The organism is Enterobacter sp. SORGH_AS_0287, assembly GCF_031453695.1.
In the GTDB taxonomy this organism is placed as follows: Bacteria; Pseudomonadota; Gammaproteobacteria; order Enterobacterales; family Enterobacteriaceae; genus Enterobacter; species Enterobacter ludwigii.
In genome coordinates, this window is record NZ_JAVIZW010000001.1 from 4,433,068 (window position 1) to 4,455,779 (window position 22,712).

Annotated in this window: 21 protein-coding genes, 1 tRNA gene and 1 pseudogene; 14 read left to right on the forward strand and 9 right to left on the reverse strand. The window is 54.1% G+C overall.

Features of this window, described 5'->3' with window-relative positions:
- The first annotated feature begins 190 nt into the window (after window positions 1-190).
- On the forward strand, window positions 191-850 hold the full coding sequence (locus QE396_RS21140) for a hemolysin III family protein (protein WP_014171517.1): 660 nt from the start codon (window positions 191-193) through the stop codon (window positions 848-850).
- A 110-nt stretch (window positions 851-960) separates the two neighbouring features.
- On the opposite strand, the gene ygfZ is transcribed toward QE396_RS21140, so the two are convergent.
- Entirely contained in the window at window positions 961-1,941 is a 981-nt protein-coding gene (gene ygfZ / locus QE396_RS21145) for a tRNA-modifying protein YgfZ (RefSeq protein WP_020883730.1), read from the reverse strand.
- A gap of 294 nt (window positions 1,942-2,235) precedes the next feature.
- Between ygfZ and sdhE the strand changes: the two genes are divergently transcribed.
- Both sdhE and QE396_RS21155 read left to right on the forward strand, forming a co-directional pair.
- Complete coding sequence (gene sdhE, locus QE396_RS21150; RefSeq protein WP_003863437.1) at window positions 2,236-2,502, forward strand: FAD assembly factor SdhE; 267 nt, start codon at window positions 2,236-2,238, stop codon at window positions 2,500-2,502.
- Window positions 2,483-2,893, forward strand: a complete 411-nt coding sequence (locus tag QE396_RS21155) for a protein YgfX (RefSeq protein ID WP_014171514.1) — start codon at window positions 2,483-2,485, stop codon at window positions 2,891-2,893. Before sdhE ends, QE396_RS21155 begins: the two co-directional genes overlap by 20 nt.
- A gap of 6 nt (window positions 2,894-2,899) precedes the next feature.
- On the opposite strand, the gene fldB is transcribed toward QE396_RS21155, so the two are convergent.
- Entirely contained in the window at window positions 2,900-3,421 is a 522-nt protein-coding gene (gene fldB / locus QE396_RS21160) for a flavodoxin FldB (protein ID WP_014171513.1), read from the reverse strand.
- Window positions 3,422-3,522: 101 nt separating this feature from the next.
- Between fldB and xerD the strand changes: the two genes are divergently transcribed.
- From xerD to lysS, 5 genes are all read left to right on the forward strand, one after another.
- A complete protein-coding gene (gene xerD / locus QE396_RS21165; RefSeq protein WP_050737268.1) occupies window positions 3,523-4,419 on the forward strand; it encodes a site-specific tyrosine recombinase XerD in 897 nt (298 codons plus the stop codon).
- Between the two features lie 23 nt (window positions 4,420-4,442).
- The gene (dsbC, locus tag QE396_RS21170; RefSeq protein ID WP_020883731.1) at window positions 4,443-5,156 is read left to right on the forward strand and encodes a bifunctional protein-disulfide isomerase/oxidoreductase DsbC; all 714 of its coding nucleotides are present in this window, start codon (window positions 4,443-4,445) and stop codon (window positions 5,154-5,156) included.
- A gap of 5 nt (window positions 5,157-5,161) precedes the next feature.
- Window positions 5,162-6,895 (forward strand): single-stranded-DNA-specific exonuclease RecJ, encoded by a 1,734-nt coding sequence (gene recJ, locus QE396_RS21175; protein ID WP_020883732.1) that lies wholly within the window; start codon window positions 5,162-5,164, stop codon window positions 6,893-6,895.
- A gap of 90 nt (window positions 6,896-6,985) precedes the next feature.
- A protein-coding gene (gene prfB / locus QE396_RS21180; RefSeq protein ID WP_104440355.1) for a peptide chain release factor 2 occupies window positions 6,986-8,084 on the forward strand; the annotation gives its coding sequence in 2 pieces (ribosomal slippage) (window positions 6,986-7,060 and window positions 7,062-8,084; 1,098 coding nt in all).
- A gap of 9 nt (window positions 8,085-8,093) precedes the next feature.
- Window positions 8,094-9,611, forward strand: coding sequence for a lysine--tRNA ligase (gene lysS / locus QE396_RS21185; protein WP_020883733.1), 1,518 nt, complete (start codon window positions 8,094-8,096; stop codon window positions 9,609-9,611).
- Window positions 9,612-9,650: 39 nt separating this feature from the next.
- On the opposite strand, the gene idi is transcribed toward lysS, so the two are convergent.
- Window positions 9,651-10,193 carry an isopentenyl-diphosphate Delta-isomerase gene (idi, locus tag QE396_RS21190; RefSeq protein ID WP_020883734.1) on the reverse strand — a complete coding sequence of 181 codons (543 nt, stop codon included), beginning with the start codon at window positions 10,191-10,193 and terminating at the stop codon, window positions 9,651-9,653.
- A 162-nt stretch (window positions 10,194-10,355) separates the two neighbouring features.
- Between idi and actS the strand changes: the two genes are divergently transcribed.
- From actS to QE396_RS21215, 6 genes and pseudogenes are all read left to right on the forward strand, one after another.
- A complete protein-coding gene (gene actS, locus QE396_RS21195; protein WP_020883735.1) occupies window positions 10,356-11,096 on the forward strand; it encodes an amidase activator ActS in 741 nt (246 codons plus the stop codon).
- An 80-nt stretch (window positions 11,097-11,176) separates the two neighbouring features.
- Window positions 11,177-11,250: transfer RNA gene (locus QE396_RS21200), tRNA-Gly, on the forward strand.
- Window positions 11,251-11,645: 395 nt separating this feature from the next.
- A pseudogene (locus tag QE396_RS23530) lies at window positions 11,646-12,007 on the forward strand (hypothetical protein); the annotation flags it as partial.
- 566 nt (window positions 12,008-12,573) lie between these two features.
- Window positions 12,574-13,011, forward strand: coding sequence for a DcrB-related protein (locus QE396_RS21205; RefSeq protein WP_020883737.1), 438 nt, complete (start codon window positions 12,574-12,576; stop codon window positions 13,009-13,011).
- A 17-nt stretch (window positions 13,012-13,028) separates the two neighbouring features.
- Complete coding sequence (locus tag QE396_RS21210) at window positions 13,029-17,291, forward strand: RHS repeat-associated core domain-containing protein (protein ID WP_020883738.1); 4,263 nt, start codon at window positions 13,029-13,031, stop codon at window positions 17,289-17,291.
- A 33-nt stretch (window positions 17,292-17,324) separates the two neighbouring features.
- Window positions 17,325-17,888: a hypothetical protein gene (locus tag QE396_RS21215; RefSeq protein ID WP_020883739.1), complete on the forward strand. Its 564-nt coding sequence runs from the start codon at window positions 17,325-17,327 to the stop codon at window positions 17,886-17,888.
- A 536-nt stretch (window positions 17,889-18,424) separates the two neighbouring features.
- On the opposite strand, the gene QE396_RS21220 is transcribed toward QE396_RS21215, so the two are convergent.
- The 6 genes from QE396_RS21220 to QE396_RS21245 all read right to left on the reverse strand — a co-directional run bounded on the left by QE396_RS21220 (window position 18,425) and on the right by QE396_RS21245 (window position 22,671).
- Entirely contained in the window at window positions 18,425-18,637 is a 213-nt protein-coding gene (locus QE396_RS21220) for a hypothetical protein (RefSeq protein WP_014171502.1), read from the reverse strand.
- A gap of 69 nt (window positions 18,638-18,706) precedes the next feature.
- Window positions 18,707-19,666, reverse strand: coding sequence for a LacI family DNA-binding transcriptional regulator (locus QE396_RS21225; RefSeq protein WP_025203317.1), 960 nt, complete (start codon window positions 19,664-19,666; stop codon window positions 18,707-18,709).
- Between the two features lie 77 nt (window positions 19,667-19,743).
- Window positions 19,744-20,649, reverse strand: coding sequence for an ROK family protein (locus QE396_RS21230; RefSeq protein ID WP_020883742.1), 906 nt, complete (start codon window positions 20,647-20,649; stop codon window positions 19,744-19,746).
- A 41-nt stretch (window positions 20,650-20,690) separates the two neighbouring features.
- Complete coding sequence (locus tag QE396_RS21235; protein WP_074148033.1) at window positions 20,691-21,020, reverse strand: PTS lactose/cellobiose transporter subunit IIA; 330 nt, start codon at window positions 21,018-21,020, stop codon at window positions 20,691-20,693.
- Window positions 21,021-21,022: 2 nt separating this feature from the next.
- On the reverse strand, window positions 21,023-22,345 hold the full coding sequence (locus QE396_RS21240; protein WP_014171498.1) for a PTS sugar transporter subunit IIC: 1,323 nt from the start codon (window positions 22,343-22,345) through the stop codon (window positions 21,023-21,025).
- A gap of 14 nt (window positions 22,346-22,359) precedes the next feature.
- Entirely contained in the window at window positions 22,360-22,671 is a 312-nt protein-coding gene (locus tag QE396_RS21245) for a PTS sugar transporter subunit IIB (RefSeq protein ID WP_020883744.1), read from the reverse strand.
- Window positions 22,672-22,712 lie beyond the last annotated feature (41 nt).

Below are 22,712 nucleotides of genomic sequence, written 5' to 3' on the forward strand. Positions count from 1 at the left end.
ATGCCCTTGATTCTTAATGATTAAATTTTAATGTGAACAAATGTTAGGTGAATAATTTGTTTATGTTCATGATTTATAGATAAAAATTATGTTTGTGAAATTATTTTAGCTAACAGGTGTTCACTGGAATCATTCTCAGTTAGCATAGACAGGTGATGAATATTCATCGTTAGTTTTCCCGGAGTTTTGTATGGTGAGCAGACCATTAATTGCACAGGGATATTCGCTGGCTGAGGAAATAGCCAACAGTATTAGCCACGGTATTGGCCTGGTTTTTGGGATTGTCGGTTTAGTGTTATTGCTGGTGCAGGCGGTGGATACGAATGCCAGCGCAATGGCCATTACCAGCTACAGTCTGTATGGCGGGAGTATGATCCTGCTGTTCCTGGCGTCGACGCTGTACCACGCTATCCCGCATCAACGGGCCAAGATCTGGCTCAAGAAATTCGACCACTGCGCTATCTATCTTCTTATTGCAGGTACCTACACGCCTTTCCTGCTGGTGGGTCTTAACTCGCCGCTGTCGCGTGGCCTGATGATTGTTATCTGGAGCCTGGCGCTGCTGGGGATCCTGTTTAAGCTGACCATTGCGCACCGGTTTAAGGTGCTGTCGCTGGTGACCTATCTCACGATGGGCTGGCTTTCGCTGATTGTGGTTTATCAACTGGCGATCAAGCTGGCGGTAGGGGGCGTGACGCTTCTGGCCGTTGGGGGCATCGTCTACTCGCTGGGCGTCATTTTCTATGTCTGCAAGCGTATCCCGTACAATCATGCTATCTGGCATGGGTTTGTGCTGGGCGGTAGCGTGTGCCACTTTTTAGCGATTTATCTCTATGTGGGGCAGGTTTAATTTCAGAACGTTGATCTTCTTGCCTCAGCCCTCTCTTTGTGAGAGTAAGCAAAAAAAAACGGTAACCGTCAGGTTACCGTTTTTTTATCTCGTCGCCGGGCAATGACGCCTTACTCTTCCAGCGAATACGGCAGTGGCTCAATGCTCAGCGTATTGGCATCGTCACGCACGCGGAACACGCTGTCGGCTTCCATATCGTTGTTCATGACGGCCTGAACCAGAAGGCGGCCATCATCCAGTTGAACTGCGGCTAACACCGTGCCGGTACGGCGCCAGTTCTCGCCCATCTTCAGCTCTAAATCTTCACCAGCGTCAGGCACGCGGCTGGCGTGGCCCGCCAGGGTCCACAGTGCGCGTTTGTTGGCTCCGCGGAATTTGGCGCGTGCCACCATCTCCTGGCCGGTATAGCACCCTTTCTTAAAGCTAATGCCACCCAGCGCCTGCAGGTTGGTGGCCTGAGGAATGAACTGCCCGCTGTTTGCGGCGTCAATCACCGGCAGACCGGCTTCAATGTTCAGCGCCAGCCACTGTTGGCTGTTATTAAACTGGGCTTCACCGCGCAGCGCCTCGGTGACGCGTTCGGCGGTCGCGGTATCCGTGACTAACAGAAAGCGTTCCGCCGGGTGTTCAAACCACAGGATAGACGTTGCGCCTTCGCTGACGACCTGTTTCTGGGCATCCGGGAGCTCACTGAAGAGATTTTTCAGCGCCGCACGGGCCTGGAAGCCTGCCACGCCCAGCAGAACGTGTTCATCATCCGCGGCGATAGTGACTTTTGAGAAGACCGCGTATTTTTTCAGCTCGGTAAGCTGCGCGTCCCGCAGGCTGCGGCGCTCAATAAAGGCAAAACCCTCCTGTCGACGGAACAGGCGCAGGTTGCTCCACATCTTCCCTTTTGGATCGCAGTGTGCGACCAGCAGATGCTGATGTTCGTCCATCTGGCTGACGTCGGCGGTTACCTGGCCCTGCAGGTATTTTTCGCTGTCTGCACCGGTGAGTGTCGCCAGCGCCCAGTCATCAAGAGTAATAAGCGTCAGCGGCAGACGCGCAGAGGCGGCGGGCTGGCGAGGAGAAAATGGTGTAAAGGCCATAACGATATCCTGAATTGCTTAACGCTTTGATAATGCCTAATGGTAAAAGAGCCTGCTGGCATTGCAAGCGCTTTCAACAGGCCATTTGTGCCATAACCCGGTTATGCGTAGTGCCACGCAAAATAGTGTAATCCGCTGTCTTTATAGGGTTTATTGTGGAAGCGCGCTCGTGGTTCGCAATATTCCAGTAAAGAAACGGTCAAAAACACGTTACACTAGCTGGTGTCCCCGCAGAGAAATCAAGAACACTGGACGGGGTGCCGACTGTGCCAAACGTAATGCAGGAAACAGAACATGGATATTAACAACAAGGCCCGTATTCACTGGGCGTGCCGTCGCGGCATGCGTGAACTTGATATTTCCATCATGCCTTTCTTCGAATATGAGTATGACAGCTTAAGCGATGATGATAAGCGTCTGTTTGTTCGCCTGCTTGAGTCTGACGATCCTGATTTATTTAACTGGCTGATGAATCACGGCAAACCCGCCGACACCGAGTTGCAACGGATGGTGCAATTAATTCAAACACGGAATCAGGAACGTGGTCCTGTGGCAATCTGACCTTCGCGTCTCGTGGCGCTCGCAGTGGATGTCGTTGTTGCTCCACGGCCTGGTCGCGGCCTTTGTGTTACTGATGCCGTGGCCGCTTAGCTATACGCCTCTGTGGCTGCTGTTGCTGTCGTTTGTGGTGTTTGACAGCGTGCGCAGCCAGCGCCGCATTCATGCCCGTCAGGGGGAGATCAAATTACTGATGGATTCCCGCCTGCGCTGGCAGGGAAAAGAGTGGGAAATTCTCGGTATGCCCTGGATGATCGCTTCCGGCATGATGCTGCGGCTACGTAGCGTGGACAGCGGGCGTCGCCAGCATCTGTGGCTGGCTGCGGACAGTATGGATAGCGCTGAGTGGCGGGACCTGCGTCGGATGTTATTACAGCAGCTGACGCAGGAGTAATTCGCGTTAGCTGAACTGTTCTGCCATTTCGCCCAGAATCTGCTCACACCAGCTTTGCAGGCGCTCATCGCTGAGATCGTACTGGTTGGTTTCATCCAGTGCCAGCCCGACAAACAGCTGCCCATCGGCAATAATCGGTTTCTTACTGGTGAACTCGTACCCTTCGGTTGGCCAGTAACCGATAAACGTGACGCCCTTCGGTGCCAGTTTGTCGTGCAGCATGCCGAGTGCGTCCAGGAACCACTCACCGTAACCCAGCTGATCTCCCATGCCGTACATGGCAATGATTTTGCCGTCGAGGTTAAGCGTATCAAGCTGGTCCCAGATGGCTTCCCAGTCTTCCTGTATTTCGCCGAAATCCCAGGTCGGGATGCCGAGGATCAGCACGTCGTACTGCTCCATCAGCGTAAGCGCGTCATCTTTCAGGTTATGCAACGTCACCAGTTCCGGGCCAATGATGTCCCGAATTTTCTCTGCCGCCATTTCGGTGTAGCAGGTGCTGGAACCATAGAACAGACCAATATTCATCGCGTGACTATCTCAATTCTTGCTTTGACTTTGCGCGTAGTGTACCAGAAACCGATCGCAATCAGGCATAATGGCCTGACTGCAGAATCAAAGGGGCTGATGTGGAAAAGGATCTCGCACTCATCGAACAGTTTCTCGATGCACTGTGGCTGGAGAAGAACCTGGCCGAGAATACGCTCAGTGCCTACCGGCGCGATCTCACCATGCTGGTGGAGTGGCTGGCGCACCGTGGGCTGTCGCTGGCGAACGCCCAAAGCGACGACCTGCAGGCGCTGCTGGGCGAGCGGATGGAAGGGGGCTACAAGGCCACCAGTTCCGCACGTTTGCTCAGCGCAATGCGTCGGCTGTTCCAGCACCTCAACCGTGAAAAAATTCGCGAAGACGATCCCAGCGCGCTCCTGGCCTCCCCGAAACTCCCGCAGCGGCTGCCGAAAGATCTCAGCGAAGAACAAGTTGAGAGATTATTACAGTCACCCGCAGTTGACCTGCCGCTGGAGTTACGCGATAAAGCCATGCTTGAGCTATTGTATGCTACCGGTTTGCGTGTTTCTGAACTGGTCGGCCTGACGATGAGCGACATTAGCCTTCGTCAGGGCGTGGTTCGCGTAATCGGTAAAGGAAACAAGGAAAGGCTGGTGCCGCTGGGTGAAGAGGCGGTGTACTGGCTGGAAACGTATCTGGAGCACGGTCGTCCATGGTTGCTTAATGGCGCTTCAATCGACGTCTTGTTCCCCAGCCAGCGCGCACAACAGATGACGCGGCAAACGTTCTGGCATCGCATCAAACATTACGCCACACTGGCGGGTATCGACAGTGAAAAGCTTTCGCCACACGTTTTGCGTCATGCCTTTGCGACGCATCTGCTGAACCACGGCGCCGATCTGCGCGTAGTGCAGATGCTGCTGGGACACAGCGATCTTTCCACGACCCAAATTTATACCCATGTCGCGACGGAACGGCTGCGGCAGCTACACCAACAGCACCACCCACGAGCGTGAGTGCCGACGAATTAGGATCTTATATGAAAAAGTCTTTCGCGCTGTTCACCCTGCTGGCAGCCTCATTTACCGGTTTTGCCCATGCGGATGACGCCGCTATCAAACAGTCTCTGGCGAAGCTAGGCGTCACCAGCAGTGATATCCAGTCTGCACCGGTTGCCGGCATGAAAACGGTTCTGACGAACAGCGGCGTGCTGTACGTGACCGAAGACGGAAAACACATTATTCAGGGGCCAATGTACGACGTGAGCGGTGCACAGCCGGTCAACGTAACCAACCAGCTGCTGATGAAAAACCTGAACGCGCTCGAAAAAGAGATGATCGTTTATAAAGCGGCGCAGGAAAAACACGTCATTACCGTCTTCACCGACATCACCTGTGGCTACTGCCATAAGCTGCATGAAGAGATGAAAGATTACAACGCGCTGGGGATCACCGTGCGTTATCTGGCCTTCCCGCGCGCGGGCGTTGAGAGCAAGCCAGAGCAGGATATGAAAGCTATCTGGTGTGCGAAAGACCGCAACAAAGCCTTTGATGACGCGATGAATGGCAAAGGCGTACAGCCTGCATCCTGCGACATTGATATCGCTAACCACTACGCGCTGGGTGTGCAGTTTGGCGTGAACGGTACGCCAGCGATTGTCCTGAGCAACGGCTATGTTGTTCCGGGTTATCAGGGACCTAAAGAGATGAAAGAGTTCCTCGACGCGCACCAGAAACAGTTTGGTGGTAAATAATTCGCGTGAAAGCCCCAATAAAACTGCGCCGCCGCGAGGCGGTTGAACATGCTGATTTGCCTGACGACCTCCCGCCGCTGCTAAAGCGGCTATACGCCAGCCGTGGCGTGCGTACCGCCGCCGATCTTGAGCGCAGCGTTAAAGGGATGTTGCCATGGCAGCAGTTAGACGGCATCGAAAAAGCCACAGAAATTCTCTACAACGCGCTGTGTGAAGGTACGCGCATTGTGGTGGTGGGGGATTTTGATGCTGATGGCGCAACCAGTACCGCGCTGAGCGTGCTGAGCCTGCGCGCGCTGGGCTGCGACAACGTGACATATCTGGTGCCGAATCGGTTTGAAGATGGTTACGGCCTCAGCCCGGAAGTGGTCGATCAGGCCCATGCCCGCGGCGCACAGCTTATCCTGACCGTAGACAACGGGATCTCTTCCCATGCGGGCGTCGATCATGCGCATCAGCTGGGGATCCCGGTGCTGGTTACCGATCACCACCTGCCGGGTGAAACGCTGCCTGCCGCGGAAGCGATCATCAACCCGAATCTGCGCGACTGCGATTTCCCGTCGAAATCACTCGCAGGCGTCGGCGTGGCATTTTATCTGATGCTGGCGTTACGCACGCTGCTGCGTGATAAGGGCTGGTTCGACGCCCGCGGTATTGCCGTGCCGAACCTGGCCGAGTATCTCGACCTGGTCGCACTGGGGACCGTCGCAGACGTGGTGCCGCTCGATACCAATAACCGTATTCTGACCTGGCAGGGCTTAAGCCGCATCCGGGCGGGCAAATGCCGTCCCGGTATCAAAGCGCTGCTTGAGATTGCTAACCGCGATCCGCTCAAGCTGGCGGCAAGCGATCTGGGCTTCGCTCTGGGGCCTCGCCTGAACGCGGCCGGCAGACTGGACGACATGTCCGTTGGCGTCGCGTTGCTGCTGTGCGACAACATTGGTGAAGCGCGCGTGCTGGCTAATGAGCTGGACGCCCTGAACCAGACCCGTAAAGAAATTGAACAGGGAATGCAGGTTGAAGCGCTGACCCTGTGCGAAAAACTGGAACGCAGCGGCGATACGCTGCCGGGCGGCCTGGCGATGTATCACCCTGAGTGGCATCAGGGCGTGGTGGGCATTCTGGCTTCGCGTATTAAAGAGCGTTTCCACCGCCCGGTCATTGCGTTTGCACCGGCTGGCGATGGCACCCTCAAAGGCTCCGGGCGTTCGATTCAGGGGCTGCACATGCGCGATGCGCTGGAGCGTCTGGATACCCTCTACCCGGGTTTGATGCTCAAGTTCGGCGGCCATGCCATGGCGGCAGGTTTGTCGCTGGAAGAGGCGAAGTTCGACGAGTTCCAGCGTCTGTTCGGCGAGCTGGTCACCGACTGGATTGACCCGGCCCTGCTGCAGGGCGAAGTGGTTTCCGACGGTGAACTCACGCCGGTTGAGATGACGATGGAAGTGGCACAGATGCTCCGGGATGCAGGGCCGTGGGGGCAGATGTTCCCGGAACCCCTGTTCGATGGCCGCTTCCGTCTGCTGCAACAGCGCATTGTTGGTGAGCGCCATCTGAAAGTGATGGTCGAGCCTGTAGGCGGTGGCCCGCTGTTGGACGGTATTGCCTTTAACGTCGATACCGCTGTCTGGCCGGACAACGGCGTGCGCGAAGTTGAGCTGGCATACAAACTGGATATAAACGAGTTCCGCGGTAACCGCACCCTTCAGATCATCATCGACAATATCTGGCCAATTTAGCGGCAGTAATCTCTATAAAAAAGGGCGTGGATTCGGTACAATCCCGCTCTTATCACCGCATTTTGACAAGTCCATAAAAGAAAACAGACCATGTTTGAAATTAATCCGGTAAAAAACCGTATTCAGGACCTCACGGAGCGCTCTGACGTTCTTAGGGGGTATCTTTGACTACGATGCCAAGAAAGAGCGTCTTGAAGAAGTAAACGCCGAGCTGGAACAGCCGGACGTCTGGAACGAACCTGAACGCGCGCAGGCGCTGGGTAAAGAGCGTTCCTCTCTCGAAGCTATCGTAGATACGCTGGATCAAATGGCTCAGGGGCTGGAAGATGTTTCCGGTTTACTGGAGCTGGCCGTCGAAGCTGACGACGAAGAAACCTTTAACGAAGCCGTGGCTGAACTCGACGTGCTCGAAGAGAAGCTGGCACAGCTTGAATTCCGTCGCATGTTCTCCGGTGAATACGATAACGCTGACTGCTATCTCGATATTCAGGCAGGTTCTGGCGGTACCGAAGCCCAGGACTGGGCCAGCATGCTGATGCGCATGTATCTGCGCTGGGCGGAAGCCCGCGGCTTCAAAACCGAAATCATCGAAGAGTCTGAAGGTGAAGTGGCCGGTATTAAATCTGTCACCATCAAGATTATTGGCGATTACGCCTACGGCTGGCTGCGTACCGAGACGGGGGTTCACCGCCTGGTGCGTAAGAGCCCGTTCGACTCCGGCGGCCGTCGTCACACCTCCTTCAGCTCCGCGTTTGTCTATCCGGAAGTTGACGAAGATATCGATATCGACATCAACCCGGCGGATCTACGTATCGACGTTTACCGCGCATCCGGCGCGGGTGGTCAGCACGTTAACCGTACGGAATCTGCGGTGCGTATCACCCACATTCCAACCGGGCTGGTGACGCAATGCCAGAACGACCGTTCCCAGCATAAGAACAAAGACCAGGCCATGAAGCAGATGAAAGCGAAGCTTTATGAGCTGGAGATGCAGAAGAAAAATGCTGAGAAACAGGCGATGGAAGATAACAAATCTGACATCGGTTGGGGCAGCCAGATCCGTTCTTACGTCCTTGATGACTCCCGCATCAAAGACCTGCGTACCGGGGTTGAAACCCGTAACACGCAGGCGGTGCTGGACGGCAGCCTGGACCAATTTATCGAAGCAAGTTTGAAAGCAGGGTTATGAGGAACCAACATGTCTGAACAACAAGCACAGGGCGCTGACGCGGTAGTCGATCTTAATAACGAACTGAAAACCCGCCGCGAGAAGCTGGCAGCACTGCGCGAGCAGGGCGTGCCGTTCCCGAACGATTTTCGTCGTGACCATACCTCAGACCAACTGCACGCTGACTTCGACGGTAAAGAGAACGAAGAGCTGGAAGCGCTGAACATCGAAGTGGCCGTTGCTGGCCGCATGATGACCCGTCGTATCATGGGTAAAGCCTCCTTCGTGACGCTGCAGGACGTTGGCGGCCGTATTCAGCTGTACGTCTCCCGTGACGACCTGCCGGAAGGCATCTACAACGAGCAGTTCAAGAAGTGGGACCTGGGCGATATCCTGGGGGCGAAAGGTAAGCTGTTCAAAACCAAGACCGGTGAGCTGTCTATCCACTGCACCGAACTGCGTCTGCTGACCAAAGCCCTGCGCCCGCTGCCGGACAAATTCCATGGCCTGCAGGATCAGGAAGCGCGCTACCGTCAGCGTTACCTGGATCTCATCTCCAACGATGAATCCCGTAAGACCTTCAAGATTCGCTCTCAGATCATGGCCGGTATCCGTCAGTTCATGGTTAACCGCGACTTTATGGAAGTGGAAACCCCAATGATGCAGGTGATCCCAGGCGGTGCGTCTGCACGTCCGTTCATCACCCATCACAACGCCCTCGATCTGGACATGTACCTGCGTATCGCGCCGGAACTGTACCTGAAGCGTCTGGTCGTCGGTGGTTTTGACCGCGTGTTCGAAATCAACCGTAACTTCCGTAACGAAGGCATCTCCGTGCGTCATAACCCAGAGTTCACCATGATGGAACTCTATATGGCGTATGCGGATTATAAAGATCTGATCGAGCTGACCGAATCACTGTTCCGTACCCTGGCGCAGGACATTCTGGGCACCACTAAAGTGCCTTACGGTGAAGAAGTCTTCGACTTCGGCAAGCCGTTTGAAAAACTGACCATGCGCGAAGCGATCATGAAATACCGTCCAGAAACCAACATGGCCGATCTGGATAACTTCGACTCTGCGAAAGCGATCGCGGAAAGCATCGGTATCAACGTTGAGAAGAGCTGGGGTCTGGGCCGTATCGTGACCGAGATCTTCGAAGAAGTGGCCGAAGCGCACCTGATTCAGCCGACCTTCATCACCGAATACCCGGCAGAAGTTTCTCCGCTGGCGCGTCGTAATGATATGAACCCGGAAATCACTGACCGCTTTGAGTTCTTCATCGGTGGCCGCGAAATCGGCAACGGCTTTAGCGAGCTGAACGATGCAGAAGATCAGGCTCAGCGCTTCCAGGATCAGGTTAACGCGAAAGCGGCGGGCGATGACGAAGCGATGTTCTTCGACGAAGACTATGTGACTGCGCTGGAGCACGGTCTGCCACCAACCGCAGGTCTGGGGATTGGTATCGACCGTATGGTTATGCTGTTCACTAACAGCCACACCATCCGTGATGTGATCCTGTTCCCGGCGATGCGCCCGGTGAAATAAGCCGTTAAGACAGTAAAAAAAGCCCCGAAAGGGGCTTTTTTATTGCGCCGCGAAGGCCCTGAGCGCATCGCGGGCGACCGTCGCTTCCTGCACCATCCACGGGCTAAAGCTCCAGGGGGCAGCGTCCAGTGCGCGGAACAACGCTTCCAGCTCGACCCATTCATACTCCATCACTTCATCGTGATTAATATGCAGTTCGCTGGTGACGCGTGCTGCGAATACCGGGCAAATCTCGTTCTCCACGATCCCCGAAGGATCGGCTTCACGATAACGGAACTCAGAGGCGATGGGAGTGATATTGGCGATCTCCGCGCCAACCTCAAAGCGGCAACGGCGGATGATAGCCTGTTCCGTCTTTTCACCAGACTGAGGATGTCCACAAACGGAGTTGGTCCAGACGCCTGGCCAGGCTTTTTTGCTTAAGGCGCGTCGGGTAACCAGACACTCACCTCTGGCGTTAAAAAGCCACGATGAGAAAGCCAGGTGCAGCGGGGTGTGGGCGGTGTGCGCGGCGTACTTTTCCTGAGTGCCAATCACCATTCCCTGGTCATTTACCAAAATAACGTGTTCTTGAATACTCATTGATGCTCCAGTGCCAACGATGCGGATGGCTCTGCACCATCAGCAGCTGCATTATACTGCATTCCTCCATGCGCCGTTTGCTCTCAAGAGCGGAAAAGGGCTGACCCATATCAGTCTGGGCTGGTATCATAGTGCGCCATTCACGCTGACCGAGGATCTGTTTTGTTTGCAGGAAGCCTGACGAGAAATCCCATTACCGCCGTTTTTTGTCTGACGCTGACGCTATTACTGGCAGGCTGTTCAGGAAGCAAGTCGTCGGATATGGGCAGCTATTCCGGTGCGGTTTATACCGTTAAGCGCGGGGATACGCTGTATCGGATTTCGCGCGCAACGGGGACCAGCGTGAAGGACCTGGCGCGTCTGAATAACATCTCTCCACCCTACACCATTGAGGTGGGGCAGAAACTGAAGGTTAACGGTGGCGCGTCTTCAACGAAGAAACCCTCAAAAGGCAAAACAGCTAAAGTGACGCCGTCTTACGCGGTGCCGCAGTCCTCATGGCCTCCGGTCGGCCAGCGTTGCTGGGTCTGGCCTGCCAGCGGCAAGGTCGTGTTGCCTTACTCCTTGTCTGAGGGAGGCAATAAAGGCATTGATATCGCTGCTGCGCGCGGCACGCCAGTCTATGCATCAGGGGCAGGGAAGGTGGTCTACGTCGGCAACCAGCTGCGCGGTTACGGTAACCTGATCATGATTAAACATGGGGAAGATTACATCACTGCCTATGCCCACAACGATACGATGCTGGTGAACAACGGGCAGAATGTGAAGGCTGGGCAGAAGATTGCCACCATGGGCAGTACCGGTACGGACTCGGTGAAGTTACACTTCCAGATCCGCTATCGCGCCACAGCCATCGATCCGCAGCGTTATCTTCCGGCGCCAGGCAGTAAGCCAAAGTGCTAAGTGATTATATATTCGCCATTTAGTTGCAAAGAGGCTTGTATGAAGAGGCGTAAGGTCTATAATGCCTTACGCACCTCAAAGCGGGCGTAGTTCAATGGTAGAACGAGAGCTTCCCAAGCTCTATACGAGGGTTCGATTCCCTTCGCCCGCTCCAGATTACTGATAAATAAGATTATTGTTTATCAGATAGTTAATTTTCTCCGCTAATGCAGATACCGCCGTAACTACACATTGCACGATCGCCGCGACTGTCGTGTGGTTGGTATGGAGTAGTCGGGAGCATAGCGATGGGCTGCTAGTTATTTCAACATTCTTTCTGCGACACTCTGGTAACCAACAAAAACCACCTACAGCATCATCCTGAAGACTTTTAGTGAAGTGCATTTTATCCCGATTCCCTTGCTCGATCGCCGCGAGATGCCGCAGGAAATAAACAGGTTTATGGTGTACACGGTACTTGCAGACCATATGCAAGCGTTGCCAACGGTTCGGCCTCGTTCCCATTGGGTTTATGGATCCTGATAAGTCTCGCTAATTGATATAACCCTGCTGAAGTTGTTGATGAAGTCGGTGACAATGTACGACTCAAAGTACTATCTAGGATTGCAGATTGCAGATTGCAGATTGCAGACATCCTGACTGGGGTTGCGAACTCCGGGTTTTTGCAGTATCTGAATACAAGGTTAGAACTATCAGTGGCTAAATAGCTTGCCTTTGCACGGATGGCTGCTCTGTTTGGCTGGTATATCTTCCATTACGATACGTTCCCGAATAAGAATTTTAATAGTTGGTATTTTCCACAAGAGGTGCGAGCTATACCGGGCCCCAGGAGTATTCGCCCAGATTATAGCGTTCCGGTGGTTAAGTGGGGGGAGCTGGTCTGCTCTACCATTAACACAAGATGGATGTGAGTGGAAAATTTGATGACTTACAATGAACCAGACCCCGTAACAAAACGTGTATTGCCGCGAGCTGAGTACACGAGAAACTATGTAGCAAAGTTGGCACAAATAGCGCGGATAAAACAGCTCACTGCGTATATGAATTGTTTTGCTGAGCGAGGTGATTGAAGCGCCCCGAATCCTTCTACGAAAGAAGACTCACTCAAGCTACTGCATGTACGCCAAATGCGTATGAGATAGGATGCAAGTGCTGGAGTGTAACTTTGAGGAACTGTACGAACATGCAGATGCTGGCTTGAAATGTGCTGGCGTGGAGAGACTTTTGAGTTGAAGAGTGGGCGGCTGAGTTTGATATTACTGAACTGAATGCGTTATAGGAGTGGTTCTTAAACTGTGCCAGATTTTTGTTGGACTTTTGCTGCATACCAGTAACCCTCCCTCGTCGGCTTCTCCGGTATGGGCAATGGCTTCAGCGGTCTGGTGACGGGGATTCTCTGAACTAAAAGGGAGTAGCCACTTACGATGCTGTTATGCGAAACTTACCGCTTCTGAAAAAATGTGGTGGGACCCGCTCAATGTCAGAACATTCTCCGCAATGTCTTTTTAATGAAGGACTCATAAATTTTCCTGATGGTTATCAGGATCGTACCGTCAATGTTTTCGTTCCGCCAGTTGCTGAAGCTCCGGCATTCAATATCTCCCGCGATACCCTCAATCCCGGCGAAGCGCTTGCAGCCTATATCGATCGCCAGTTAGCCCTGATGGAAAAACACCTCAAGGGCTGGAAACAGAGCGCGCGCAACGCTGTAACACTGGGCGATAACCTTTTACAGGGTGAAATCGTCCATGCCAGCTACCTGCGCGACGGTAAACGCATCTGGCAGCAGCAGGCCGTATTTAATGCCAACACTGATAAGGTGTTGGTTTTTACCATGACCTGTTCTCGCACACTGAGTGATGCTGACAGCACACTGCTAGGTGGTCTTCTCAGGAGCTTTCGCTTCCACAATTAACATCAGGGACAGTTGTTATGTTTGAAGCTGCGCGCGTTGATGATGATATCGGGCACTCCGGTGCACTGGCTGGGATGATTGCCGGAACGATTGTCGGCGGCCTGATTGCGGCAGCCGGGGGAATTCTGGCAGGCGCGATGTTTATAGCTGGCCTTGGTGCGTCTTGTCTTGGCGTGGGCATCCTGCTTGTTGGTGCCAGCCTTGCTGTCGGATATTACACCGGGGAGTTGGCGACCGCCGCCAGGGATAGTATTGCGGATGCAGGTGCATCGAGTATGACGAAAAAAGGCGTCATAACCTCCGGCTCGCACAATGTTTTTATCAACGGTAAAGCCGCCGGCATTGCCACTGACAGCACCGTCGATTGTTCTGACGACGGTTCGCAGCAGATGGCTGAAGGATCCTCGCGCGTCTCTATCAATAACATGCCTGCGGCGCGCATCGGAGATCGGACCACCTGCGATGCGAAGGTGATGACCGGTTCAAACAATGTCATTATCGGAGGTGACCCGCAGCAAACTCTGCCCATTCAGTCTGAGGTCCCCGAGTGGCTGTATAAAGTCTCGGATCTTACCCTGCTGTTCGCCGGACTGCTCGGCGGCTGGGGCGGTGCGGCCGGTAAAGTTGGGGCACTGTCGAAGCTGCTGGGTAAAATCCCCGGCATCAATAAACTGGCCCGTATCGCCTGCCGTGCCGGCACGCTTATGACCGGTGTTGCCGCGGCGGGGATCATTGCCCGCCCAGTGGATATCGTCAGTGGACAGAAGTTTCTCAGCGGGGATGATGAGCTGGATTTCGTCCTGCCTTCGCGTCTGCCCGTGCGATGGCAGCGCTACTGGCGTAGCGGCAACCCCAGTGACAGCGTTCTTGGTCGCGGCTGGAGCCTGTTCTGGGAAAGCCGTTTGGAGCATTATCAGGACGGCCTGGTATGGCGCGCACCGTCCGGCGATTACATTACCTTTCCGAGGGTGCCTAAAGGGCTGCGAACCTACTGCGAAAGTGAAAAAAACTGGCTTGAACATCACCAGGACGACAGCTGGTCGGTGTATGGCGTCAGCGGTGAGCGCTGGCACTATGCACCGCTGCAGGATGGTGCCCCGTCACTGCTGCAGCGCATCTCCGAACCCTGCGGTAGCGCTATCCTTTTCGAGTGGAATGCGGATAGTACCTTACATGCACTAACCGACAGCGCAGGCCAGCGTGTGGTCTGCCGCTACGACGGTGACAGGCTCGCCAGCACCTGGCTAGATGACGAGATATGCCTGGTCAGTTACGCTTATGATGAACAGCGCCAACTGGTCTCCGTGATCGGCCGGGGCGGCAGCGTGCGCCGATGCTTCCGCTGGCAGGACGGGCTGATGAGCGCCCATGAAGATCCCAACGGACTGCTGAGCGAATACCGCTGGCGGGAGATTGACGGTCTGCCGCGCGTGGTCGGCTTCCGCCATAGCGGCGGCGAACAACTGACGTTCGAATATGATTTTGAGAGTGGGATTCGTCGGGCCATCCGTGATGACGGCGCGCAGGCGCACTGGCTCATTGATGACGATGATAACGTCGCACGCTTCACGGATTACGACGGCCGCCAGACGACGTTTGTCTACCGCGACGGCGAACTTTGCGACGTCATTCTGCCCGGCGGTGCGATGCGCCGCAGCACGTGGGATAAATACGGACGCATGACCAGCGAGACGGACCCGGCTGGCCGCCGCACGGAATATCACTGGCATCGTCTGAGTGACCGTATCACCCGGACGGTGTACCCGGACGGTACATCCTTGCAGGCCATGTATGACTTCCGAGGTCGCCTGCTGTCGGAAACGGATCCGGCCGGTAACGCCACCGCGTATCGCTATCCCGATGATGAAGAAAGGCTGCCGGAGAGCATCATCGATGCCATTGGTGGCGTGGTGCATCTTGTCTGGAACCATCAGGGGCTGCTGATGCAACGCACCGACTGTTCCGGCAGCGTGACCAGCTTCACATATGACCGTTTCGGACAGTTGATAACCAGTGAGGATGCGGAAGGGAATATTACACGTCGGGAATGGAGCCGTGCCGGGCTGCTGAGTGCCGTGATCCACCCGGACGGAAGTCGCGAGTCGCTGATGTGGAACGAACGCGGCCAGCTCACGGGCTGGCGTGACCCACTGGAAAGCGAGGTAAGCTGGGCATATAACGCGCTCGGCCTCCCCATAAGCCTCACCGACCGAATTGGCCGCGTGCGCCGCTGGGACTACGACCCGCGCGGTAACCTGCTACGACTCGATAACGGCAACGGCGCGGAATACCGCTTCACTTATGACGCCGTGGGACGCCCACTCAGCGAAAGGCGCCCCGACGAGATCGTGCTCCATATGGAATGGGACGCGCGGGGTTTCCTCTGCGCGCTCGAAGAAAACGGACAGCCTGCCGCCGATGGTGGCATCGCCCGTCGCGTCCAGCAGTTCAGATATGACGATAGTGGGCTGCTGCTTGGGCGCACTCACCGCCACGCGGAGTATAGCTTCTTCCGCGACCTGAGTGGCCAAATCACCCGCATCAGCCGCACGCCTACGGCCGAAGGCGTTGCTTTGGGTATCGAAAGCGATGAGATCGCTTACCGCCACGATGCCGGCGGGCGCGTGCTGAGCGAATCCGGCATCAACGGCGAGGTGGGCTACGAATGGGATGCGCTGAGCAATCTGACCACCCTGAAGCTGCCCGGCGAACAAAAGATGTCCTGGCTGCACTACGGCTCCGGCCACGTCAGCGCCATCCGCTTCGGGCAGCAACTAGTGACCGAGTTTACCCGCGACCACCTGCACCGAGAAGTTCGCCGCACTCAGGGCGCGCGCGAGCAGTTCCGCCGGTATGACAGCCTCGGCAGGCGAACCATGCAGCGCAGCGAATTGAGTACGAACGTCACCCTGCCGGAGCAGTCGCTCCTCGAGCGCCTGTATCGTTACACCGCGCGTGGTGAGCTTTCGGGTGTCAGCGACACCTTGCGGGGCGAAGTAAATTATGGTTACGACGCAGAAGGGCGTCTGCAGAAGCACTACGAAGCCCGCCTGGGGCATAAAAGCGCGCATTTCAGCTATGATGCTGCGGATAACCTCGCAGCTAGCGATGAAGATGCGCCGGTAACCGATAACCGCTTGCAGCACTGGCAGGCGCTGTTTATGAAATACGACCACTGGGGTAACCTGGTGAGTCGTCGCAATGGGCTGTATGAACAGCATTATGCTTGGGATGCCGAGAACCGGCTGGTGTCCGCGCGGGGAACCGGACCGGAAGGACGGTTTGAGGCTCGCTATCATTATGACGCGCTGGGCCGCCGTACGCGCAAAATCGTCACCACGGCGCATGGCATCACCGAGACGCGCTTCCTGTGGCAGGGCTACCGCCTGCTGCAGGAGCAGCAGGAAACCGGGATGTGCAGCACTTATGTTTATGACCCGAATGAAGCCTGGAGCCCGCTGGCACGGGTGGACCATCTTCGTAGCCAGAGCAGCGGTGAGATTTACTGGTTTAGTACTGACCTGAACGGCGCGCCGCTGGAGGTGACTGACGAACGTGGCGCGGTGCGCTGGAGCGGCCAGTATGGCAGTTTTGGAGAAGTCCGCTATCAGACTGTAGGGGCTACAAAGTTTGTTCAGCGCACGGCGATGGCGATGCCGCATCAGCCGCTTCGTTATGCTGGGCAGTATGCTGACGGTGAAACGGGGCTACACTTTAACCTGTTCCGCTACTACGACCCACAGGTTGGGCGGTTTATTGTCCAGGATCCTATTGGGCTGAATGGTGGGTGGAACCTTTATCAGTATGCGCCTAATCCGTATGGGTGGATTGATCCGTGGGGACTTTCTGCGCAAGATTTGGTTCGTTACAAACCAGATCCCACTCTTAGCGCGCAGCCGGGCGCCAGGGCGACAGCAATAAGCCGAGCATGGGGAGAAGAAAGAGAACTGGTTGCAGCTGGAGGAGGAAGCCGGGACTGGACGGCCGCTGAACGCGAAGTAATACTAAGTACAAAAAATAATCGCCAATTATCGTCGGTTATGTCCGAAATGGGCTATACAGGCCATCATATCAATAGTGTGAAAGGGAACGGTGTTTTAGGAGGAAAATGGCAAGGCGATCCAAGGAATATTGTATTTCTCCAGAATGCTAATCATCCAAGCGGCTATGATGAACATTTACATGGTTTGCAAGGTCACCGAGGAAGTTATGACACTCCAGGTAAAGGTCGATTGATAGACCGTAACCTGACCCGTAAGAATTTAAAGAGCTGTCAATAATATCAGTGAATGTGATAAATATGAGGTGTTATTATGAGTGAAATTGAAGAGTCATTAAAAAAATTTGTTGCTATTTGCAATAAATTTTCACTGTCCGGGAGTTTCAATATCGTTAATGACATTGACAACGTATTCCCCTCCAACTTACCTCGCTCGGCAGAGTTGGATTATTTATATGGAAAAAATAATCCTGAGAAGTTAAAAATAGAAACAGGTTTTACGCCAATTAAATTTTATTCAGTCAGTGAACTTGCAAAAGCTCAAAGTGGTTATGAATACTTACCAGATAATTATCTTGTAATTGGCGATGATTTAGGTGGAGGTAAGCCTATAATTGCTGTTGTAGATGAAGGTAATACCTCTATTTATGCGTCTTATGACGTAGTTGAACCGTTTAAAATAGCTGACAATCTCTCTGGCTTTTTACTTTCTCTAACAGAGCTCATTGATTTGGTATATGGTTATTACGATATTTTTGATATAGCAGATGATAATGATGAAGTAAAAAAAGATTTTATGGATGAGTTAAAGGTAAGGGTTGTTCCATTTATCGGAGATGAAAATTTCAATGCATTTTATGATTATTTTTATGGATGAATCTCTGTGTTTCCTTTGATGGGGGATGTGGGGGTATAATTATACGGGCCGTCTTGTAGGTGGTCCGCCTGATTATTTTTGATCTATAATACGATGCTTGATATTATTTTCTTGGAGAAATTATATTATTCCACGTCAGATGAAAGGTCATGAGCTAGTCAGCAAGTTACAGTTGAGTTGATAAGAAAGTTTGACCCAGCCTGCGTGTGAATAACTGCACCCACTTTGCCTTCATCCCCATCTCCAGCGCTAATCGGGAGTTAGCCAATTCTACTACATCAATATCCGATTAGTCTCGCTTGATATCTACTGTAAGGACATTTCCCTTCGTAAATGCAAGCCTCATGCCGGTGCTAATTATTACTGGTACCTTTTCCGTATAGCTGCGATCGGTATATTGGGGGTAATATTCACGTTAAGAGCAAAAGACCGGTTCATTAATGAAGATGTAAATGTTTGCCGGTCAAATGACTTAGAAAGTGAAATAGGAACGGTATTTTGCTCCGCCCCCCAAAAAAACAGCATCCTATCTGCAATCAGGACTGTTTTGCCGCTTTACTCTGTGGGCAATCGTTGCCGCCCTGCATCACAACTTTTTCACTGCGCGAAGCATCGCCATACACGCATAACGTACCTTCATCGGTATGAATTTGCTCTTTCAGCGGCAGGGGCGTTTCCTGGGCGATGGCATAGCAGGAGAGCGCCGGGAAAAGGGTGAGGGCACTTATGAACAGAAAGGTTTTCATCATCTCGCTCCAGAACAGGGATAACGTTTATTGTGTTATCACACCCTTAAGCCGGCAATCGCTGCGTACCCGCTAGCTTTTTTCCATCACCGACTGGCGAGGTGTGAGTTTACCAATCACGGGGGAGAGCTCTGACGTGCGAACAGGTCGGCCATCCACCAGGCTTTTAATGCGCTCAACGCACTGAGTGAGCAACTGATCCATTGGCCACGAGATACAGGTCAGCTGTGGATAGAGCTGGGTTGCCAGAGGCGAATCTTCCAGACTCAGCAGCGATACTTCCTGCGGAACGGAAATGCCAAATTCCCGGAACAGACGCATCGCTTCAGCGGCATAGGCATCGCGTTTAACCACAATGGCGGAAAACTTGCTCAGGCTGTTGATAAGCGTCAGCAGCGCCTGTTCAACATCTTCATTCGCCGTTAACACCAGCTGGCGATTAAACGGCAAAGAGTAGTTTTGCAGGACGTTGCGATAGCCTTCCACCATCTTTTTACTGTTGTCATCGTGTTCGCTGTCAATCACCAGTGCGATATTGCGATGGCCCTTGCCCGTCATGTAACGACAGGCGCTTTCCGTCGCAAAGGCAAAGTCATATCCCTGAGGTTTCGCATCCACCACGGGACGATCGAAGGAGATAACATTCTCTGCGCTACCGGCCGCAACCGGCCCAAAGACTACGACAGCAACGCACTGGCGCTGAAGATCATCAACGGTGACAGCCTGCTCAACAGGATCATTTACGTACTCTACGATGAGCGTTTTATTCAACGCTTTCATGGCGCGGGAGAGCGCAGGCAGCAAACGTGCACCGCTGCTTTCATCCTTCGCAGAGAGAACCAGACCAACGTAGCTTGATGACTGACTTGCCAGGTTTTGCGCGGCAAAGCTTGGGCGATAATTAAGCTCTTCTACGGCGCGCAGCACGGCTTCACGGCTCTCTTCGCGCACGCCGCGCGTCCCCGTCAACACGCGTGAGACGGTTGCTCGTGAGACATTGGCTAATCGTGATACATCGTCAATCGTTGGCATAGCATTTTCTGCGTGGTGGGTTTTGGTTATCTTAACATAACCCACCTTAAGAATCTTAGCGCCCCCCACAGGCGGTTTCACGTCTGCGCGGCGTGCAAACCCGGTAGCCACGCCGCACCACGCACGCCACTGGCGTCGCCGTAACGGGCCGGGACGATACGGGTACGGCAGCTTTCCGAGAAGATGTAGGGCCTGATGGCGGCCGGAAGTTCGTCGTACAGTTGGCTGACATTTGATAACCCACCACCCAACACAATAACCTGCGGATCAAGAATATTGATCACCGAGGCCAGACTGCGGGCAAAGGCGTCGATAAAGTGGCGCCAGTGGGCCCGCGCGGTCAGGTCTCCCTGGGCCGCCGCTTCCATGATGGCCTGCGCGCTCAGTTCGCTGGGATAACGGCGGGCAAAGCCGGTGCCAGAGATAAAGGTTTCGATACAGTTATGTTTCCGGCAATAGCAGGACTGCGCCGGACCATCCGTCTCGGGGGCATAGCCAGGCAACGGGTTATGTCCCCATTCGCCAGCGATGGCGTTTGGCCCCTGAAGCAGACGCTTATGTACCGCCACGCCACCGCCGCATCCGGTACCGACAATTACGCCAAAGACGGTTTCTGCTTCTGCGCCTGCGCCATCAACCGCTTCAGACAGCGTGAAGCAGTCCGCGTCATTGGCTATCCACACGGGCTGATTGAGCTGCTTTGCTAAATCATGCTTCAGGTCTTGACCGTTGAGCACTAGGCAGTTGCAGTTTTTAATTAGCCCGCTTTGTGGGTCGATGGCCCCCGGCAGGCCAATACCGATACTGAATGGCACTTCACCTACCGCGCGCGCTTCACCGATAAACGCCAGCAGATGGTGCATAAAGGCGTCATAACTCTCTTTTTGCGTCGGACGACGCTCACGCCAAAGGCATTCGCCCTGAGGCGAAAGCAGGACGGCTTCCATTTTTGTGCCGCCAATATCGAGTCCAAGATAGTGCATACGTTCCTCGAAAAGGAGAGGCCAGCGCCTCTCCTGAATGGTTATGCCTGACGAGTGCGGTACAGTTCGATCAGCTCCGTCACCAGTTCTTTCGCCAGAATTGAGGTCATCAAATGATCCTGAGCGTGCACCATCACCAGCGTCATTTTGGTTTTGCCTTCCCCTTCGTCAGCTTCGATCAGTTGGGTTTGCACCAGATGCGCTTCACGGGCGAAGTGCGCCGCCTCTTTCATTCGCGCGTCGGCTGAAGCAAAGTCACCTTTTTTTGCGAAGCCAAGCGCTTCGTAGCAGAGACTGCGTGACTGACCGGCATTGATAATAATGCCCATAACCTGTTCTTCTAATTCCATCCGTAACCTCTGTGTTTTCACTATCAGGCGGACTGTGCCGCTTCTTCAGATTGTTCAACCGCATTTTCATGCTCTTGTTCCAGCAGCTGCTTCTCGTACGCTTTGAGGAACGGGAAGTACATGGCCGCTGAGGTAACCATACACAGCAGGCAGAGGATCACCGGGCTAAAGCTCCAGTTGGCCGCCCAGGATGCGCCGATAGGGGCAGGCGTTGTCCACGGTGTCATCGAGACCACGCGACTGACCAGGTCGAAATCAAGGGCAAAGTAGGCGAGGGTGGCATTGACCATCGGAACCAACACGAACGGCAGGAAAAAGAGCGGATTCATGATGATAGGGGCACCGAATAAAATCGGTTCGTTGATATTAAACATCCCCGGTACCACGCCCATACGCCCAATGGTACGCAGATGCACCGCTTTGCTGCGCAGCAGCAGTAACGCCAGCGGCAGCGTGGAGCCGACCCCGCCAATCAGCAGGTAGTGATCCCAGAATCCCTGAACGTAAATGTGCGGGATCGCCTGACCGGCAGCCATTGCTGCCTGGTTAACCGACAAGTTCGCCATCCAGAACGGGTTCATAATTCCGGTGACAATCAGCGCGCCGTGGATGCCCGCAAACCACAGAACCTGACACACCAGCACCGAGAGCAGAATGGCAGGCAGCGTATCGGAGGCGGCAACCAGCGGTTTCACCAGCGACATAATCGCTTCCGGAATAATCATGCCGAGCTGGGCCTCAATGAAGAGGTTGAGCGGGTGCAGAGTGACAACAATTGCCAGCACCGGGATCAGAATTTCGAACGAACGCGCAACGCCCGTAGGCACTTCTGGCGGCAGGCGGATGGTAATATTGTGACGCTTCAGGAAGGCATACAGCTCGGTAGAGTAGATAGCCACCAGAATGGCCGTGAAGATCCCTTGCCCGGAGAAATAGGCGGTAGAAATCTGCCCGTCTTTTAACGGCGCAGCTACCAGCAGAAATGCCATCAGCGACAGCATGCCGGCGGTAAGGGCATCCAGATCGTGATGTTTGGCCAGGCTCGCGGCGATCCCGACTGAAATGAAGATCGTCATGATCCCCATGCTGAAGTTGAACGGCAGCATCAGGGCTTCACGGTGATCCAACGAGAATTGCAGCCATGCCCGGGCGAAACCCCAGGACGTGTCGGGTGAGAAGGGCGGGAAAATAAACACCAGCATAAAGGAACCGACGATCATGAACGGCAGGGCGGTGATAAAGCCGTCACGAATCGAGGTCACATACTTCTGCTGCCCGACGGCGCCTGCCATCGGGGTAATTTTCTGTTCAATGACCTGGATAAGTTTCGCGTACAGAGAGCTCATGGGTTTTCCCTTCGTTATTTGTTATCTATCAGGGAGAGGGCGAAATCGAGAACGGCGCCCCCTTTTTGCATGCCGTAATCCATCATGTTGATAGGCTCAACACGGATCCCGTATTTACCAGCTTGTTTCTGAAGATCGCTTTGCATGTACTTCACCTGCGGTCCAAGCAGCACCACCTGATAGTGACCGACCTGCTCGGCGAATTCGGCCACGCCAAACGCTTTGATCTCCGCTTCCAGGCCACGCTTTTGCGCTTCGTCGACCATTTTTTTCACCAGCAGGCTGGTGGACATCCCGGCAGAACAACACAACATGATTTTTTTCATAACGTCTCCTTTGAACTTATGGCTGGAATATAGTCATCATG

Bases quoted from the DNA above. Each gene is read 5' to 3' on its own strand.
- QE396_RS21140 (WP_014171517.1), top strand. From the start codon at position 191: ATGGTGAGCAGACCATTAATTGCACAGGGATATTCGCTGGCTGAGGAA.
- ygfZ (WP_020883730.1), bottom strand. From the start codon at position 1,941: ATGGCCTTTACACCATTTTCTCCTCGCCAGCCCGCCGCCTCTGCGCGT.
- sdhE (WP_003863437.1), top strand. From the start codon at position 2,236: ATGGATATTAACAACAAGGCCCGTATTCACTGGGCGTGCCGTCGCGGC.
- fldB (WP_014171513.1), bottom strand. From the start codon at position 3,421: ATGAATATTGGTCTGTTCTATGGTTCCAGCACCTGCTACACCGAAATG.
- dsbC (WP_020883731.1), top strand. From the start codon at position 4,443: ATGAAAAAGTCTTTCGCGCTGTTCACCCTGCTGGCAGCCTCATTTACC.
- lysS (WP_020883733.1), top strand. From the start codon at position 8,094: ATGTCTGAACAACAAGCACAGGGCGCTGACGCGGTAGTCGATCTTAAT.
- idi (WP_020883734.1), bottom strand. From the start codon at position 10,193: ATGAGTATTCAAGAACACGTTATTTTGGTAAATGACCAGGGAATGGTG.
- QE396_RS21205 (WP_020883737.1), top strand. From the start codon at position 12,574: ATGTCAGAACATTCTCCGCAATGTCTTTTTAATGAAGGACTCATAAAT.
- QE396_RS21210 (WP_020883738.1), top strand. From the start codon at position 13,029: ATGTTTGAAGCTGCGCGCGTTGATGATGATATCGGGCACTCCGGTGCA.
- QE396_RS21215 (WP_020883739.1), top strand. From the start codon at position 17,325: ATGAGTGAAATTGAAGAGTCATTAAAAAAATTTGTTGCTATTTGCAAT.
- QE396_RS21220 (WP_014171502.1), bottom strand. From the start codon at position 18,637: ATGATGAAAACCTTTCTGTTCATAAGTGCCCTCACCCTTTTCCCGGCG.
- QE396_RS21225 (WP_025203317.1), bottom strand. From the start codon at position 19,666: ATGCCAACGATTGACGATGTATCACGATTAGCCAATGTCTCACGAGCA.
- QE396_RS21230 (WP_020883742.1), bottom strand. From the start codon at position 20,649: ATGCACTATCTTGGACTCGATATTGGCGGCACAAAAATGGAAGCCGTC.
- QE396_RS21240 (WP_014171498.1), bottom strand. From the start codon at position 22,345: ATGAGCTCTCTGTACGCGAAACTTATCCAGGTCATTGAACAGAAAATT.
- QE396_RS21245 (WP_020883744.1), bottom strand. From the start codon at position 22,671: ATGAAAAAAATCATGTTGTGTTGTTCTGCCGGGATGTCCACCAGCCTG.